General features: G+C 45.3%; 14 protein-coding genes. 9 read left to right on the top strand and 5 right to left on the bottom strand.

Annotated elements, in window-relative coordinates; all coding sequences use genetic code 11:
• The first annotated feature begins 4 nt into the window (after window positions 1-4).
• From BCU34_RS08655 to BCU34_RS08635, 5 genes are all read left to right on the top strand, one after another.
• Window positions 5-970: a DNA polymerase III subunit delta' gene (locus tag BCU34_RS08655; protein ID WP_048617894.1), complete on the top strand. Its 966-nt coding sequence runs from the start codon at window positions 5-7 to the stop codon at window positions 968-970.
• The gene (locus BCU34_RS08650) at window positions 961-1728 is read left to right on the top strand and encodes a TatD family hydrolase (RefSeq protein WP_102478252.1); all 768 of its coding nucleotides are present in this window, start codon (window positions 961-963) and stop codon (window positions 1726-1728) included. Before BCU34_RS08655 ends, BCU34_RS08650 begins: the two co-directional genes overlap by 10 nt.
• 445 nt (window positions 1729-2173) lie before the next feature.
• Window positions 2174-3604 carry a PTS glucose transporter subunit IIBC gene (gene ptsG / locus BCU34_RS08645; protein WP_048610590.1) on the top strand — a complete coding sequence of 477 codons (1431 nt, stop codon included), beginning with the start codon at window positions 2174-2176 and terminating at the stop codon, window positions 3602-3604.
• A gap of 611 nt (window positions 3605-4215) precedes the next feature.
• On the top strand, window positions 4216-5508 hold the full coding sequence (gene ltrA / locus BCU34_RS08640; RefSeq protein WP_170962452.1) for a group II intron reverse transcriptase/maturase: 1293 nt from the start codon (window positions 4216-4218) through the stop codon (window positions 5506-5508).
• 213 nt (window positions 5509-5721) lie between these two features.
• Window positions 5722-6126 (top strand): hypothetical protein, encoded by a 405-nt coding sequence (locus tag BCU34_RS08635; protein WP_017070535.1) that lies wholly within the window; start codon window positions 5722-5724, stop codon window positions 6124-6126.
• 93 nt (window positions 6127-6219) lie between these two features.
• Here the strand turns inward: BCU34_RS08635 and BCU34_RS08630 are convergent, their stop codons facing one another.
• Window positions 6220-6813: an outer membrane beta-barrel protein gene (locus BCU34_RS08630; RefSeq protein WP_029405328.1), complete on the bottom strand. Its 594-nt coding sequence runs from the start codon at window positions 6811-6813 to the stop codon at window positions 6220-6222.
• Between the two features lie 145 nt (window positions 6814-6958).
• Between BCU34_RS08630 and BCU34_RS08625 the strand changes: the two genes are divergently transcribed.
• Complete coding sequence (locus tag BCU34_RS08625; protein WP_100214626.1) at window positions 6959-7048, top strand: YnhF family membrane protein; 90 nt, start codon at window positions 6959-6961, stop codon at window positions 7046-7048.
• Between the two features lie 41 nt (window positions 7049-7089).
• Window positions 7090-8304 carry a patatin family protein gene (locus BCU34_RS08620; RefSeq protein WP_102478315.1) on the top strand — a complete coding sequence of 405 codons (1215 nt, stop codon included), beginning with the start codon at window positions 7090-7092 and terminating at the stop codon, window positions 8302-8304.
• Window positions 8305-8464: 160 nt separating this feature from the next.
• On the opposite strand, the gene pyk is transcribed toward BCU34_RS08620, so the two are convergent.
• Window positions 8465-9910, bottom strand: coding sequence for a pyruvate kinase (gene pyk / locus BCU34_RS08615; protein ID WP_102478314.1), 1446 nt, complete (start codon window positions 9908-9910; stop codon window positions 8465-8467).
• 319 nt (window positions 9911-10229) lie between these two features.
• On the opposite strand from pyk, the gene BCU34_RS08610 reads away from it, so the two are divergent.
• Window positions 10230-11447 (top strand): ROK family protein, encoded by a 1218-nt coding sequence (locus BCU34_RS08610; RefSeq protein ID WP_102478313.1) that lies wholly within the window; start codon window positions 10230-10232, stop codon window positions 11445-11447.
• Between the two features lie 167 nt (window positions 11448-11614).
• Window positions 11615-12556 (top strand): chemotaxis protein CheV, encoded by a 942-nt coding sequence (locus BCU34_RS08605; RefSeq protein ID WP_076656977.1) that lies wholly within the window; start codon window positions 11615-11617, stop codon window positions 12554-12556.
• Between the two features lie 310 nt (window positions 12557-12866).
• Here BCU34_RS08605 and BCU34_RS08600 read toward each other — a convergent pair whose 3' ends face one another.
• The 3 genes from BCU34_RS08600 to imuA all read right to left on the bottom strand — a co-directional run bounded on the left by BCU34_RS08600 (window position 12867) and on the right by imuA (window position 18234).
• Window positions 12867-15959, bottom strand: coding sequence for an error-prone DNA polymerase (locus BCU34_RS08600; protein ID WP_102478312.1), 3093 nt, complete (start codon window positions 15957-15959; stop codon window positions 12867-12869).
• A gap of 94 nt (window positions 15960-16053) precedes the next feature.
• Window positions 16054-17523, bottom strand: coding sequence for a Y-family DNA polymerase (locus tag BCU34_RS08595; protein ID WP_102478311.1), 1470 nt, complete (start codon window positions 17521-17523; stop codon window positions 16054-16056).
• 3 nt (window positions 17524-17526) lie between these two features.
• Window positions 17527-18234 carry a translesion DNA synthesis-associated protein ImuA gene (gene imuA / locus BCU34_RS08590; protein WP_102478310.1) on the bottom strand — a complete coding sequence of 236 codons (708 nt, stop codon included), beginning with the start codon at window positions 18232-18234 and terminating at the stop codon, window positions 17527-17529.
• Window positions 18235-18293: the final 59 nt, after the last annotated feature.

Here is an 18293-nt window from a genome sequence, read left to right as displayed (position 1 = left end):
AGTCATGGCTGAAGTGTATTCTTGGCTCACACCGGTATGGAGTGAGTGGAAAAAAAGTCTCGATGCGGAGCGTTTTCCTAACTCTGTGATTGTTAATGCACCGGAAGGGCTCGGCGTTGATGCGTTGATTAGCCAACTTACCGACGCATTGATGTGCACGAACTATGAAAGCGAGTCGTGCGGGTTTTGCCACAGCTGTGAGTTAATGAAGTCGGGCAGTCATCCTGACTTTCATGTGATCTCACCAGAGAAAGAAGGTAAGTCGATCACGGTTGATCAAGTGCGTGCCAGTAACCGCTGGGCTCAAGAGTCTTCTCAGTTAGGTGGTTTGCGCGTTATCTTGCTCAACCCTGCTGAAGCAATGAACGAATCGGCTTCCAACGCATTACTGAAAACTCTGGAAGAGCCATCAAGCAAGTGCATCTTCATTCTGTCTACTCGCAACAGCAATCGCTTAATGCCGACGATTATTAGCCGTTGTCAGCAATTCAATGTGGTTAGCCCGCAGTTGGAGACAGCATCTGCGTGGTTAGATGGAGAAGTGGGCAAAGCAGTACCGCAGTACATTTTAGCACTCAATGACAACGCGCCTTTAAAAGCAAAAGCGATGTTTGAGCAAGGTGGCGTGGAAGCTTCAACAAAAGCGCTCGATGGCTTTGTAAATGTGATAAAAGGCACTCAACCTGACATGCTAAAGTTCTCTACAGAGCTTAGCAAAGACCCTTTAATTCAACTTGGTTGGCTTTGGCATCTATTGTCAGATGTACAGAAGCTGCATTTTGGTTTGGCGAATCAGGCTTTCACTCCGAGTGCGAAAGCACTGTGTGAGGTGATGTCTTATCAAAGTGCTTATGCAGCATCGAATAAACTGCTGATATTGATTGAGCAGTTAAAGCAACACCCTGGGCTCAATACGGAGCTACTCATAATGAATTGGCTGATAGCCACTTGCGAGGAAACATGTTCGTAGATTCCCACTGTCATTTAGACAAACTGGATTACCAAGATTTACACACCAGCGTAGAAGATGTGGTTAACAAGGCGAAGGCTGCTAACGTAAACCAATTGCTTTCTGTCGGTGTGACACTAGATTCGTTTGAAAACATGCTCGAGATGATCTCGCCGTTTGATAACGTTAAAGCCTCTTGTGGCGTTCACCCTCTCGATGTGGAAAGTGATTTCAGCCTAGAGACAATGCGTGAATACGCGAGCAACCCCAAGGTTGTGGCGATTGGTGAGACAGGTTTAGATTATCACTACCAACCAGAGACGGCAGAGCTGCAACAGTTACGATTTAAGCAGCACGTTGAGTTGGCCGTTGAACTGAATAAACCTTTGATCATTCACACTCGTAACGCACGTGAAGACACATTAGCTATTTTACGTGATGGCGGAGCTGAGAAGTGTGGTGGTGTGATTCACTGCTTTACCGAAGATCAAGCGTTCGCAGAAGCAACAATGGAACTAGGTTTCTATATCTCAATTTCAGGCATTGTGACCTTTAAGCAGGCTACAGAACTTAAAGAAGTTGTTAAAAACCTACCGCTAGACAGGTTGCTGATCGAGACGGATTCTCCATACTTGGCACCTATTCCATATCGTGGAAAGCAGAATCAGCCTGCATATGTCGTTGAAGTTGCGGCCTACATTGCGCAATTAAAAGGTGTGTCGATGAAAGAGGTTGCCGAACAAACGACCAAAAATTACCAAAAACTTTTTTTGCGATAAAAATCTAAGTAAACAAATAAAAGGGAGCGAAAGCTCCCTTTTTGTGTTTTTGATCACCAAAAATACGTTTTTTTTTAATGTTTACGAATTATGTTGAACTTGAGAGCGCTAATTATAACATTTGTAATTTTGTTACTAAAAATAACATTCGCTCCTATTTTATTTACCCAGTAAAATAATAGGACTCTTGAAAAATACTTATATATTTCAATCAATTAAATGCTTGTAAAGGATTGCATTTCTAGATTTGACATGTGATCCAAGACGTGTTTTGAAACTAAATTTCGTAAGTGACTAGAAAGTTAGTTCCCCATCAATATATATTTAGCGGCAGAAAATATAATGCAATACATGGTTACATTTTCGCAGGGTGCTAACATATAGGCTACGGGGGTGTGCCGTTAGAACCCATTATAATTATTTTATCTTTATCAGGAGCATAAACATGTTTAAGAACCTTTTTGCTAGCCTGCAGAAAGTTGGTAAGTCTCTGATGCTTCCAGTATCAGTTTTACCAGTTGCGGGTATTTTGCTAGGTGTCGGTGCAGCAGATCTTCCTTTCATTCCAGAAATCGTTTCAAACTTAATGGAACAAGCTGGTGGTTCAGTATTCGGTCAAATGGCACTACTGTTCGCAGTAGGTGTTGCACTTGGCTTTACTAACAACGATGGTGTAGCGGGTCTAGCTGCTATCGTTGGTTACGGCATCATGACTGCTACACTTGGCGTAATGGCTGGTGTAATGGGCGTTGATAAAATCGATACTGGTGTACTAGGTGGTATCCTAGTCGGTGGTGTTGCTGCTTGGGCATTCAACCGTTTCTTCCGTATTCAACTACCAGAGTACCTTGGCTTCTTCGCTGGTAAGCGTGCTGTGCCAATCATCACAGGTTTCTCTGCGATTGGTCTAGCAATCCTACTATCTGTAGTATGGCCACCAGTTGGCGGCGCTATCTCTGCGTTCTCTGATTGGGCTGCTCACCAAAACCCACAAGTGGCGTTTGGTATCTACGGTATCGTTGAGCGTTCTCTAATTCCATTTGGTCTTCACCACGTTTGGAACGTACCTTTCTTCTTTGAAGCTGGTACTTGTGTAAACGCTGCTGGCGAAACTCAAAACGGTGTTCTTACTTGTTACCTAGTTGCTGATGACGCATCTCGTGCAGCGGGCAATGGCTTCGGTCAGCTAGCTGGTGGTTACATGTTCAAGATGTTCGGTCTACCTGCTGCTGCAATCGCGATTGCACACTCAGCTAAGCCTGAAAACCGCGCTAAAGTAATGGGCATCATGGCTTCTGCTGCGTTGACTTCATTCCTAACGGGTATCACTGAACCAATCGAATTCTCTTTCCTATTCGTTGCTCCAGTACTGTACGCAATCCACGCTCTACTAGCTGGTTCTGCATACGTTCTTGCGAACACTCTAGGTTTTGTACACGGTACATCTTTCTCACACGGTCTAATCGACTTCCTAGTTCTATCTGGCAACGCGTCTAAGATGGGCCTAATGGTTGTATGTGGTATTGCTTACGCTGCAATTTACTACATCGTATTCCGCACTGTGATTAAAGCTCTAGACCTTAAAACTCCAGGCCGTGAAGACGAGACTGAAGAAGAGTCAGTTGCGACTGGTTCTGAACTTGCTGGTGAGCTAGTTGCTGCATTCGGTGGCAAAGCGAACATCACTGGTCTTGACGCTTGTATTACTCGTCTACGTGTTGCAGTTGCTGATACAGCAGTTGTTGACCAAGACAAACTGAAGAAACTAGGCGCTGCAGGTGTTGTTGTAGTTGCTGGTGGCGTACAAGCTATCTTCGGTACTAAGTCTGACAACCTTAAGACAGACATGGATGAGTGGATCCGTAACAACGGTTAATTCTCTGATTCAATAAATTGAAAGGAGGCCGAAAGGCCTCCTTTTTTGTTGTGCGCCGAGCATGGCGTTGATCTAGGAGGTGAAAGTCCTCTACGGGCTCAGTCGAGCGAGAACCGTTAGCCTATGCAAGGGTGTTCACCGTGAGGTGAAATCTGAAGGAAGCAAATGGCAAAACTTGGTTGTGACGAACAGAAATCTGATAGTAGGTCATTACAACTTGGGCAACCTAGCAATAGATAGAATAGCCCGATGCCTCGACGGGAAGTGTGTAGTGATAAATCAGGCACGGCCAAGGGAAAGAGCAACGTCTTACCTCGGGAGATCTTATTACTTGTCTCGATAGAGACTAATACAGCAGCGATGCGGTATGACGAGCAATAAGAAGTCAGCAGAAGGCATAGTACCTTAAGGAAGTACAACTTAAGGGAAGGCCCGAACTGAATATATCAAGAAGCAGTCACTAGACACTCAATCATGTGGGGTCATAGCAAGATGAAAACCATCTCTACGTCCCAATGGGCGATACAGCAAGTAAAGCTCATGGTGATGAAGAATGACAAGCATGATTGGCGTAAACAGGAGGACGAGTCTTGGTGATCTCAACGTCGTTGATGGAGCAAATCTGCTCTTCAACCAACTTGAATCAAGCTCTACGAAGAGTGAAGAAGAACAAAGGATGTGCAGGTGTCGACAAACTCGACATAGATGCGACTATCTCAACACTTCGACAGGCTTCAAATGGGCAAGCGCTTCGCCAGAGTCTTCTGGAAGGAAGCTACCAACCTCAACCGGTACTTGGTGTAGAAATCCCTAAACCTAGTGGTGGCGTAAGGCAACTAGGTATCCCAACCGTGCTTGATAGAGTTGTCCAACAGGCAATGACCTCAGTACTGTCAGATATCTATGACCCCAAGTTCTCCAATAGCAGTTACGGATTTAGACCAAACCGCAGTGCGCACCATGCATTAACGGCAGCCAGTCATTACATCCGAGAAGGTCGAGGTTATGTTGTAGATATCGACCTAGCGAAATACTTCGACACAGTGAATCACGATAGACTGATGTACAGACTGTCACAGGACATCAGTGATAAACGAGTGTTGAAGCTCATCAGGTCATATCTACAGGCAGGCATAATGCGAAACGGGATGGTTGAACAGAGACAAAGAGGGACACCACAGGGTGGACCATTATCCCCGTTGCTATCCAATATCGTATTAGATGAACTGGATAAAGAGTTAGAGCGCAGAGGGCATAAGTTCTGTCGATATGCAGACGACTGCCAAATCTACGTTCATAGTGAAGAAGCCGCTTATCGAGTTAAAGAGTCGATAACGGAGTTCTTGGAGCAAAAGCTGAAGCTCACGGTAAATCGAGAGAAAAGTGGTGCGACAAGAGTGACAGAGCGGACTTACTTAAGCCACCGCTTCGGGATAGATGGAACAATCCATCTATCGAAGGCAGCACAAACTCAAATGAAGAAGCGAGTGCGGCAGATAACGAAGCGAAACCGAGGGCGAGAGTTGCAAGCAGTCATAGCGGAATTAACTCAATACCTAAGAGGTTGGCAACACTACTTCAAACTCGCCATACGGAAAAGCAGCTTGCAGCGCTTAGACGAATGGATACGGCGACGGCTACGATGTTACCGCTTAAAACAACGCAAACGCAGATACGGCATAGCGACATGGTTACAACAACAAGGTGTAACGGAGCGCAACGCGTGGAAGGTAGCGATGTCAGATAAAGGGTGGTGGCACTTGGCCTTAACGCCGCAGTTAAATCACGCCATGCCAATAAAATGGTTCGAGGAGTTGGGCCTGTACTCATTGCGAGATGGGTATGAGTCACTGAAAATATATTCGGAACCGCCGTATGCGACCCACGCTTGTACGGTGGTGTGAGAGGACGGAGGCCGTGAGGCCTCCTCCTACTCGATTTCTGCTCTATGAAAGATCTATTGTGCTTAATCTCCATTAACTCAGATACTTATCATTCAACTCGATCAGTTGATGGTTGCTCTTAAATTTTTCGTGTCTTTTATCTTTTACCCAGCGATGACACCTTTCGTTATTATTCCAGTAAACTACCGCTTTTAAACACAGTCTGAGAATATTATGAAACATCGTTACTTGATCGGCCTTATGTGCTGCAGCGGAGCCTCGTTTGCTCACGCTTCTGAAGCTCCAGCTTTGGAAGTTGGACTTGCCATTGACCAAGACCTAAGTGTCGTTGTGGAATTTGATCAGAAATACCGTGCTACGATTGGCAATGACGGCGCTGCCTTTGATTACATTTTGAAGCGTGGTCAGTTCGAGACTGAAGCTCCGTTGAGCTGGTACGTTGGTGCTGGTGCTTGGGCTGAATGGAATGACGACTTTGGCTTACGCTTGCCATTAGGCGTGAAAGTGAATTTCTACGAAGGTTGGAATGCTTACGCTCAAGTTCACCCTGAACTCGACATGTATAAAGGTGTTGAGTTGCAAGTGGGCGGCGCTTTAGGTGTTACCTATAAGTTCTAACCTGAACTAAAACCGTTTTAATAATGAAAAAAACCAGCATTTAGCTGGTTTTTTCGTTTGGGCCGATCTTATATTTTTGCTTCATTGAGCCGCTTAGAAAGTAAAACTCAGTCCGACATTGGCTTGGAATTGGTTCATCCAGTCGGTATCAAAGCGAATGATGCACTCCTGCCCGTTACTTGGGATGTTACAAACACCGGAGGTATCGTTGTCGACAACCGTGCCTAACCAACGTACTTGTGTGTTCAACGCTAATCGGTCGCTAAATTTGTACTCTAAGCCGCCAAAGATAGAAGTTGAGAATCCATACTTATCTTTTGCCCAGTCTACGTCGACGTAAGAAGCACCCAGGCCTAACCCTAGATAACCCGACAACACAGGCGAAGCAGGGTAGTAGATGCTGCTTTGAAGGTGTAGGTATTGGATGGAGGAGCTTAGGTTGAGCGTTTCTAATTCCGAGCTCTGATTGGAGTAGAAGAAGCCGATGCGTCCTTTTTCAAGTGGCGTTTCAATGGCGAAGGTGTAATTTTCAGAGCCTTTCATGTCATAGGTTTTACCGTCCTGGTCTTCGACACTGCCACCGCCGGTATAACCTACCATAGGTGTAATGATGATCTCCGGCGAAGCATACGCGCTTGAAACGGAGAGAAGCGTAATCAGTGCCATCATATTTGCTTTGTTATTCATGAGTATATCCTTATCCATACACATACTAATTGTGATGGTTACATCAATATTGTGCGACTAATTTCGACGATTCTTGAAGATACTTCACACACCTGATAGTACTTAAATAGAGACTCGACAAATTAATAATAAGCCAGAGGTGTCTATGGACCATAATCTGAAAAATGCCCTACAAATTACCGTGTTTATCTACATGATCATTCTTTCATTTGGCTTTATTGCGATTGGTAGTTAATACCATCTATTGCGAGGCTGAGTTTTGATACTCAGGGAATAATGAATAGTGGGATTATAACCAATATTGATACAGCAATAGACTTGGATTATTACGCTAAGTTTATTGCTGGAAAAACAGCACTGGTCGCTCAAGGTGGCGGACAGAGAAGTATTTTTACTTCTGGAGTGTTGGATGCCTTTCTTCTCTCAAATTTTGACCCCTTCGACGAGTTTTTTGGTACCTCAGCAGGTGCTCTAAACTTATGTGCTTATCTGTGCCGCGATAAAGGCCTTGGCCGTTCTTTTGTTCTCGACCTCACAACCTCACCAGAGTTCTTCAATCTCTTTTCCTATATACGACACAGAAAGAACCTAGGATTAGAGTGGGCGCTAGAACAAATTATGGCTTACCCATATAAGCTCGATCTGGATTTAGGGCGACAAACGCTAGGCGATCGCCACTTCTATGCGGCTGTAACGGATTCCAAAGATTTACGAGACCACTACTTCCCATTATTGGGCGAAGATTGGTACAAGGTGATGATTGCGACCTGCGCCATTCCTCGTTTGTACAATGATGAAGTCTTTATTGGTGACAGTGCTTATGTGGACGGTGGTGTATCGGCGTGTATCCCGGTTCAGGAAGCGTGGCGAAGACAAGCCCGTTCTATTGTGGTGATTCGTACTGAGCCAGTGGTGGAGGAAGGTAATACCCATTTGGTTGAAGCATCAATCAAGGGATCTTCAGTCAAAGCGCCTAAACCAATCTCTGCCGAAGAACTGGAGTGGTTCCGCGAATCTTTCGACAGTGTTCAAGGTCATTGGCAACAGAAAGTGGAACAGTGGAAAACCGACTGGACCTCTTTCTTCCAACAACAAATTATGCGCTCAAAAGAGCAGAAGCGTGATCGTGGGCATTTAGATCTGCTAAATGGTGGTCGCTGGCTATTTGGTGCTGATGATATTTATCGCTTAAGTCATTTAATCGGGGATAAGTTTGATTCAGGCTTGGCTGACATGCTGATGGTGCATTATCAGACCTACTCATTGACTCAGGATTTTTTGAATTCGCCACCAGACGACGCGTTTGTGGTTCAGATAGCGCCAAGTCAGCCGCTAAAATCGAGTTCATTAATGAGCGACAAAGAAGACCTGTTGCACGATTACGAAATGGGCTTAAAAGCCGGTTACCGATTTGTAGAAACCTACACTTCAACGGAGAACGCTCGCAATTCTTATATGCCACAGTTAGCCACCATTGCTGCGGGCAAGTAATTCTCGAAGTTGATGAGCTAGCATGCTGTGATCTCGTTATGCTGCTATAAGCAGGTTGCAGTGAGTCGTGTTCTGAAATGAAAAAGGGTTATTGAACTTGGTTCGATAACCCTTTTTGGCCTTTGAGGAAAGGCAAATCGTTTCGCCTTAAGGTCAAATATTAGGTGACAGGCAAGATTCTCATACAGTTGGTTGACCCTGCTACATCCATAATGTCGCCTTGAGTGACGATCACTAGGTCGCCAAACTTAAGGTGTCCTTTCTCTTTCAGGCAAGTGAGTGTAGATAGTGCAATGTCAAAGCTGTCTTCGGCTTCTGTCTCGAAGTAGATAGGTGTCACACCTCGGTACAAGGTACAGCGATTAAGCGTTCCTTCGTTTCGAGACAGCGCGTAGATAGGCATGTCAGCACTTAGGCGAGACATCATCAGTGCAGTGCGGCCTGACTCGGTGAGAGTGACAACGCCTTTAATGCCTTCCATATGGTTCGCAGAGTAGATGGTCGCCATCGAAACGGTTTCTTCAGCGGTAACAAAGGTGCGGTCAATACGGTAATTCGATTGGTTAACCCCCGCCATCTTCTCAGCTCCAATACACACTTCTGCCATCGATTTTACGGTTTCGACTGGGTAATCACCGGCAGCAGTTTCACCGGAAAGCATGACTGCGTCGGTGCCATCGAGTACTGCATTGGCAACGTCCATCACTTCGGCACGAGTGGGCATTGGCGCAGAAATCATTGATTCCATCATTTGAGTTGCGGTGATCACCGTTCGGTTAAGCGCTCTGGCACGGCGTATAAGCTGTTTTTGTACACCGACCAACTCAGGGTCACCAATTTCCACTCCGAGGTCACCACGAGCCACCATGACCACATCTGAGGCCATTATGATGTCATCCATGTTCTCAACAGTGGCGACTGTCTCTGCTCGCTCCACTTTTGCGACGAGGTGAGCTTCTAAGCCGGCTTCTCGTGCAAGCTGACGAGCGTAGTGCATGTCTTCACCATTACGAGGGAAAGACACCGCTAGGTAATCCACTTTGATTTGTGCGGCGGTGACGATGTCGCGTTTGTCTTTTTCTGTTAGCGCTTCTGCGGAAAGGCCGCCGCCTTTTTTGTTGATGCCTTTGTTATTTGAGAGTGGGCCGCCAATGATAACTTCGGTGTGAACACGGCAACCTTCGACCTTGGTTACTTTGAGTTGAACACGACCATCGTCAAGCAACAAGATATCGCCGGCGGATACGTCGTTAGGCAGTTCTTTGTAATCAAGGCCAACGGCTTCTTGATTGCCTTCGCCTAAACCTAGGCTGCTATCGAGAGTGAACAGGTCGCCTACGGCAAGTTGGATTTTGCCATCTTTGAATGTCGACACACGAATCTTGGGACCTTGTAAGTCTCCGAGAATGGCGATTTGAGTACCGTGTCTTTTTGCTATTGCTCTGACTTTTTCTGCGCGTTGTATATGGTCGTCGCTGGTGCCGTGAGAGAAGTTCATACGGACGATATTGGCACCTGCTTTGATGATTTCTTCAAGCACGTTACCTTTATCTGTTGAAGGGCCTAGCGTTGTGACGATTTTCGTTTTTCTTAATTCGGCTGTCATGAATACTCCTAGAGTGAGACCAAGTAATCTTTTACAAGACTGAATTAAGTATATGCATTAATTGATAATTTATTGGGAGCTAGGAAGATATTTCTGTATTTACTGATATTTATTGTATTTAGCACTCAAGCGCGATGTTTTTTTATGAAAATTAAGTCTCGATTTATCGATGTGGGTGTTAATTTTCCTCGAACAATTTGACTCGATACACAAAGATTCATGTATATACGTGATACTGGTCACGGCGATATACCAAGTGACTTCACAATTACTTCGCAAAGTAAAAAAATTACCTCGTTGATGATTTCTGGAGCGTAAAATGTACATGGCTCAACCGGGCCATATTGATCATATCAAACAGGTCAATGCTGGTCGTGTATATAAACTAATTGACCTTAAAGGTCCTATTTCTCGTATCGATCTGTCCAAGCAAAGTGAGTTGGCTCCGGCGAGTATTACTAAAATTACCCGTGAACTCATTGAAGCTCACCTTATTCACGAAACCACGGTTCAAGAAGCCACGACTCGTGGACGTCCTGCTGTCGGTCTACAAACCAATAACGAAGGTTGGCAATTTTTGTCGATGCGTCTTGGTCGCGGATACTTGACGATCGCGCTCCATGAATTGGGCGGCGACGTGCTTATCGATACCAAAATTGATATCCACGAACGTGATCAAGATGATGTGCTGGCGCGTCTTCTTCATGAAATCGATGAGTTCTTCCAAACCTATGCTGAGCAACTCGACAGGGTGACGAGTATCGCTATCACACTGCCAGGCCTTGTGAATTCAGAGCAGGGTATTGTGTTGCAAATGCCGCACTACAACGTTGAAAATTTAGCGTTAGGGCCGGAGATCTACAAAGAAACCGGTCTGCCAGTTTTTATTGCCAATGATACCCGAGCATGGGCATTAGCAGAGAAGCTGTTTGGTAACTCACAAGATAACGACAACTCTGTTCTTATCTCTATTCACCACGGTTTAGGTGCCGGGATCATTCTCGATGGTCGCGTTCTGCAAGGGCGTCACGGTAATATCGGTGAACTGGGTCATATCCAGATCGATAAAGAGGGTAAGCTTTGTCATTGTGGTAACCGAGGCTGTTTAGAAACGGTGGCGAGTTCTCAGGCAATCCGTGAGCAAGTCAAAGAGCGACTGGTAAATGGTGAAGAATCAACGCTAACTGTGTTTGAAGACGTCACTATTGAACAGATCTGCGCTGCCGCTGCTGATGGTGATCCATTGGCTGTCGAAGTGATTGAGCAGTTAGGCCGTTATCTAGGCTCTGCGATTGCGATTGTGATTAACCTATTCAACCCAGAGAAAATCTTGGTGGGTGGTGTTATCAATCAGGCGAAGAGCGTGTTATACCCAGCGATTCAAAAGTGCATCGAAGAGCAGAGCCTATCGGTTTACCATAAAGACTTAGAGCTGGTGGAATCTCGTTTTTATAAGCAGGCAACCATGCCAGGTGCTGCTCTCATCAAGCAGGCTTTATATGATGGTCAACTGCTAATGAAAGTTATTGAAGGCTAACTCTTTTTCTCTTCTTTAAGCCTTACCCCGAACCTTTCCATGTACTTAAGCTTTGTATAACATCATTTGTTGTACTTAGTTTAAGCATTCTGTGCATTAGCGCTTTGCTTTAACCTATTGAAGTAGGCTATTGTAGCCACAGTTATTATTTGTCACTAAGGTGTTGTATGTCTGGCGTTTTAAATTCGGTTGATCAGAGAACCAAGCTAGTCGGTGAAAACCGTCTGGAACTCTTATTATTCAGCTTAAATAGTCGTCAACTATTTGCGATTAACGTATTTAAAGTGAAAGAAGTCCTAAAAGTGCCAGTACTTACTCGCTTACCGGGCTCTCACCACCATATTACGGGGGTTGCTTCTCTACGTGGTGAATCGGTACCTGTGATTGATCTGCGAAGTGCCATTGGCTTTCCGCCATCTCGTGCGGAATCTCAAGAGAGTAACCTGATCATTACTGAATACAACCGAACCGTACAAGGTTTCTTGGTTGGGCAAGTTCGTAATATCGTCAATACGACATGGACAGAAATCCAACCGCCGCCAAAGACAACAGGCCGCGCAAACTACCTAACCGCTATCACGCATATTCAAGAAGAAGAGCAGCACAAGATCGTCGAGATCATCGATGTTGAGAAAGTGTTGGCTGAGATCATTGATTACGATGTATCGATCTCTGAAGGTGTGTTAGATCAGCAGTTAGCTCAGGAAATGATAGGACGTAACGTGCTTATCGTTGATGACTCTTCAACAGCGCGTAATCAAATCAAAGGCACCTTGTCGCAGCTTGGGTTGAATATTATTGAGTGTTGTGATGGCTTAGAAGCACTGACCTTACTTAAGGGCTGGTGTGATGAAGGCAAAGACATCAATCAAGAAATATTGTTGATGATCACCGATGCTGAAATGCCTGAAATGGACGGCTATAAACTGACACACGAAGTACGTACTGACCCTAGAATGCATGATCTGTTCATTACGCTAAATACTTCATTAAGTGGAAGTTTTAATGAGGCGATGGTGGAGAAAGTAGGGTGTAACCGCTTTATTTCTAAGTTCCAACCAGATTTGCTGGTTGAGGTAACTCAAGAGCGTATGCGTCAGATCCTGTAATTTATACCGACATGCAGTTTGTTTTGAGTGACCTTATAGAAAACGTTTGCTATTATTGATGCGGCATATTTATCGTAACAAAATATGCTCAATTACTCACGTAACTTTTCACACACAATCTAAGGTAGTTCCTTTTAATGATATGGTTAACGTCTAAAGTCGTTATGACTTTGAGCTTATTACTATATAGGGAATTTAAGAAAAGACGTACGGAAGCTGACGTTGAGGTGTAACTCAACAATTTGAAATGAAGGGAAGCAGATGCTTCCCTTTTTCGTTTCTAGCGTTTCTGGTAGGGCGATTTGAATCGTTAATGAAAATCTCGTGATTTGGTTTTCAAACCAACAATTTCATCGGTAATATCGATAAGTTTCCCCGCGATAACATGCACGACCTCTCCTTCTTTTTCTAATATCCCTTGTACTTTTAACGCCTTGGCTGTGAGGTAGGCTTGCTGTTGAGCGCGCGCGGTTGCTCCCCATACCACGACATTAATATTACCAGTGCTATCTTCTAGTGTGACAAAGGTGACACCTGCCGCGGTTCCGGGAGATTGTTTTCCTGTGACTAATCCGACAACGGTGACCATCGATTTGTGTCTTTGTTGTATTAAATCTTTCATGTGTGTGAATCGACCTAATCGTCCCGCTTCTGCGAGCAAAGTGATTGGATGCTTGTTCAGTGAAACTCCGACACTGGTGAAGTCTTCGAGTAGATCTTGCATTTCGTTGGGCTTGTGCAGTGTGTGTTCGCCATGCTCATCCTCAGTATCGTCATAGACCTGGCTAAACAGAGGTAGATCAGACGCGGAATCCATTATCGCCCAGCGAGTTTGGAAGCGGTCTCCAGAGACGTTATGTAGCGCATTGGCCGATGCCAGTAGCTCGATATCTTTCTTATTCATCGATAACTGTTTCACCTGGCTAGGGTGGCGATAACCGGATGGTGGACGATTGGCGATCACGCTTTGAATCCCATGCTCGCTGAACCCTTTGATTTGTCGCAGCCCTAAGCGAATCGCTAGACCATTCTGATGAGAGACAACCGTGTGGTCGTTTTGAGAAGCGTTCACACATACCGGAAGTATCACCACATTATGTCGCTGTGCATCTTGTACCAACTGTGATGGGCTATAAAAGCCCATGGGTTGGCTGTTCAACAAAGAAGCGTAGAAACATTCAGGGTAGTAGCATTTCAACCAAGCTGAGCAATACGCTAACACCGCAAACGAAGCCGAGTGGCTTTCCGGAAATCCGTACTCGCCGAAGCCGCATATCTGTTTAAAGATCTGTTCGGCAAACTCTGTCTCATAGCCGCGCTTTTGCATTCCCTCGATGAGTTTGTTTTTAAACTTAAAGACGTTGCCATTTTTCTTCCAAGCGGCCATTGCGCGTCTGAGTTGATCTGCTTCACCACCAGTGAACCCTGCAGCCACCATCGCGAGTTTAATCACTTGCTCTTGGAAGATAGGTACACCTAAGGTGCGCGACAGTACTGATTCCACGTCTTTAGATGGATAACTGATTGGCTCAATGCCATCTCGACGCTTGAGAAATGGATGCACCATATCGCCCTGAATAGGACCTGGGCGTACGATAGCGATTTGAATCACCAAGTCGTAATAAGTTCTCGGTTTAAGCCTTGGCAGCATGCTCATTTGCGCGCGAGACTCAATTTGGAATATCCCGACGGTATCTGCTCGCTGAATCATGCCGTAAACCTGAGGGTCGTCTTTAAGGCGAGTGATCTCAGCAATAGTCAGTGATCGCCCGTGAATGCGTTTGATCAGGTCGAAACATTTACGAATCGCAGACAGCATACCCAACGCGAGCACATCCACTTTTAGTAGCCCCAAGGTTTCAAGATCATCTTTATCCCATTGAATAATGGTGCGATCGTGCATAGCAGCGTTCTCGACAGGAACCAATTCATACAAGGGCCCAGAAGAGATCACAAAGCCGCCCACATGCTGAGACAGATGACGTGGGAAGCCGATGATCTCATTGACTAAGTGGATAAACTGTTGCCCTTTCAAAGAATCAGGTTGTAGCCCCAATTGAGTTAACTGAGCTTGCCAACCTAGGTTTTTGTCCCTGCGATTGGTATTCTTGATGAAGTAGTCGAGCTGAGTTTCTTGTAGTCCCAATGCTTTACCGACATCTCTGACCGCACTTTTGAAGCGATAAGAGATGACAGTTGCAGCAAGTGCAGCCCGTTCTCTGCCGTATTTCTGGTAGATGTATTGGATGACTTCTTCACGGCGTTCGTGTTCAAAATCGACATCAATATCAGGCGGCTCATCACGCTCTTTACTGATGAAGCGTTCTAACAGTACTGAGATCTGCCTTGGGTCAACAGAGGTGATTTCTAGGCAGTAACAGACTACAGAATTGGCCGCTGAACCTCGACCTTGATAAAGAATGCCTTGGCTTTTGGCAAACATGACGATGTCGTGAATGGTGAGAAAGAAGAAAGGGTAGTCAAGCTCACCAATCAGCCCGAGTTCTTTATCTATGATTTGTTGAATGTCATTAGGCACACCTTGTGGAAAGCGAGCCTGTTTCCCTTTCTCGACCAACATGCGCAGATAACTCATGGGTGTCTCACCCTGAGGAATCAGTTCACTTGGGTATTCGTAGCGTAGGCTACCTAAATCAAATTCACACAGCTCAGAAATTCGGTTGCTCTCTTCCAGCCACTCAGCTTTGAATATATGAGAGAGCTTATTGATGCTTCGTAAACAGCGCTCGGCATTCGCCAACAGATGGCTTCCCACTTCGGTTATTGGCTTTTGGTATTTAATCGCAGTGAGTGAGTGCTGTAAGGGCAGGCGGTTAGCATTGTGCATCAACACGCCACCGCAAGCTGTAATAGGCAGTTGGTGATGTTGTGACAGAACAACGCAGTAATCAATGTACTGTTGATCGGTCTGTTTCAGGTGTCGTTGTAAGCCAATCCATAACCGACCTGAGTGGTGCTGAGAAAGCCACTGCCCCCAATGTGCGTCTTCATTTTTCTGTTGAGGCAACCACAGGATGAAGCAGTGCTTAGCCGACATGATATCCCACTCAGAGAGCTGATAATGTCCCTTGCTGCTACGACGTCTAGCGTTGGTAATAATACGGCACAGTTCGGCATAGGCTTGTCTATTTGGACATAACAAGACAACTTGGCACTCTTCATTTAACCAAAACATGCTTCCGACAATCTGCTTGAGCGACAGTTTGTGTTGCTTGATTGCAGAGTGAACCTTAACGATACCCGCGACCGAGCACTCATCAGTGACTGCGAGTGCTTTGTAACGTAAAAAGTCGGCCTGTAAAACCAGCTCTTCCGCGTGTGAAGCTCCCTCAAGAAAGGAGTAATTACTTTGGCAGAAAAGCTCTGAGTACTGCTGAGACATAACGTAATCTCACTTAATCATTGTGAGTAAACATGATTGAAAAAGGGGCGTTTAAATGGGACAAGTGGCAAGAACGACTTACCAAACTGCCTTACTAACTGAACAAACCGTGCAAGAACCACTGTTTATCGGGTGTTCTGAATACCCATAGCCATCGACCGTTTTCACTGTGAGCAATAAAGTAGTCACGAATGATTTTCTCGCCATCCCACCAGCCAGAAACAATACGTTCAGGGCCCTGAGATAAGGTAATTTTCTCGGTTAAGGCTTCTGGCTCCGGCAGCAAAATACTGGGCCTGAGTCGCTGCTGATTGACGCTGAGAACTGTGGTTTGTTGCTCGAACTCTGAGGGAGTTTTACTCTTTGACACAGATTTACTCAGTGTTGGGATCGAGTACTGATTGGCTTTTTCTGGCCTTGGGTCATGCTGTATTTTCGGTGTTTGAATACTGGCCTGCCCAAGCTTCGCTTGTAACAGTGAAAGCAGGTCTAGCGCAGCAAGTGTTCCGGTATTGCCATCAAAAAGATCATGGTAGGCCATTTGAGGCTCACCATGACGAGTTAACGAGAGAGTGAGCCCTTGAACCGGCGCTGTGAGCTTTAGTGATTCTAAAGTTAGATGGGTAAGGTTCGCCCATTTTCCAGCAAGGTAATCACCTTGTGCCGAATAAAAAGAGACAGGGTGGTCGTCTTTATCTCTTAGGTGCAAAGTCAGTGTTAACTCGAAAGCCACTCGGTCGCGTAGCTTCAAAAAACACTCGAGTTGATTTAGTAATTTCAGTAACGGCTTTTCAATGAACAGAATATTTTCAATATCAAACAACAGCTCCAGATATTGTTGGAAATTCTCTGGCGGGTGATAAAAATCAATCGGGTGCTTGAACTGTCCATTAAGACGACCAACATAATTGACCAAGTCGATGTCAAAGCGACGCGCGACCTCTTGCAAAGGCAGCTTTAATAGGTCTTCAACGATATTGATACCGACACGGTTCAGGCGTTCAACTTGCTTGGTCGGTAGTTCACTGGAACTCAATGCTTGCTGATTGACCCAAGCTTTCATTTGCTCAACATTGTTTGTTGCTTGGTTGATCGCTTGCTTACCCAAAAGGGTCGCAGCAAGCGGCGAGTAACCTGTGGCAAAACTGAACTTAATGTTGAGGGCTGCAATATGGTTTTTGAGTTCATGCCAGTAGTTATCTAACCCGTCGTAAAGTGACAGCATGTTAGAGGCTTTAATCAATAAACCATTAGGTGGCAATAGTGCCATGTCGGAAGTGACTAGATAAGCCCATTGAGCGATCTCTTTGAGCTTACTTTTCTCCAGTTCAATACTGTAAGGGTGGACGTGTAAATTGTGACACAGCGCCGCCGCAGAGCCTAAGCCCATACCAAGCGAAATTCCCGATTGCAGCGCAGCTGGATTAGCTTGCAGCACACGATGATCTTTTTCATCCACGATGATAATAGGTTGTTCGCGTGAGTCTTCGCTCGAACCCAATTCATTAGAGTTAAACAAGGTATCCAGCTGCAGAGATGGAAAGTGAATATAAAGCCACAACATACGCTAGCCTTGCTTCGCAATAGGAAAAGCCAGTACAGTGTTACCAGACAAAGTGCGGTCTGAACTGTCTTCATAAACGACTTTCTCTGTGAGTAACGGCCAGTTGTGTGTCATGTCTAGAATAAAGCTGCCATATGACCAACTGCCTTTTCTTTTTGTTACCTCTACCTTCAATCCTTGGGCGTGAGAAGACAGCTTCATGCTCAAAGAAACGGGTAGGGATAGTTGATTATGGCTGGTGGCTTTAAAGTGAAACTGCAGGCACTTACCGGTTTCACTGGCTGCTTGTAAGCGCTTGGTTTGGTGGATTTCTAGATCGGCTCCCCATAGCAATACAGAGTGACAAGCGCCGCTTTTGAGGCACTGCTCAGCCGCCCACAACGCATCGAGTTCGCGTTGCAGCTGGATAATGAGAATGTTCTCTAATTCAATGCCTTGGCTGCTAAAAAACTCGGCACAAATCTTCCCTGGCGGGTTAATGAATATGGCCAGTTTTTGCGAGTTTTTCTGAGCTAAATAGGGCGTAAGTAGGCGAAGTTCACCGATCCCTTGCTGTGATTCAACTTCAATAACGCCGTGTGTCGGAAAGCCACCATCAAGCTGTTTATCCAATTGCGGATAGCCTGTAGAAGTGGTACTTCCTAGCGTTGTTGATTGTAGCCCTTTCCAGATTAGCTGGCGGTCTTGTAAGTTTTTTATGAGTTCATGCACAATTAAATACCTGTATATTTGTACAGTATATTTAACAATATAAAAGATGCAAAGCAAAA

This window comes from Vibrio sp. 10N.286.45.E10 (assembly GCF_002874195.2).
GTDB classification, from domain to species: Bacteria; Pseudomonadota; Gammaproteobacteria; order Enterobacterales; family Vibrionaceae; genus Vibrio; species Vibrio crassostreae.
Note: the sequence above shows the minus strand (reverse complement) of the source record. Positions and strands in the feature narration are given on the sequence as shown.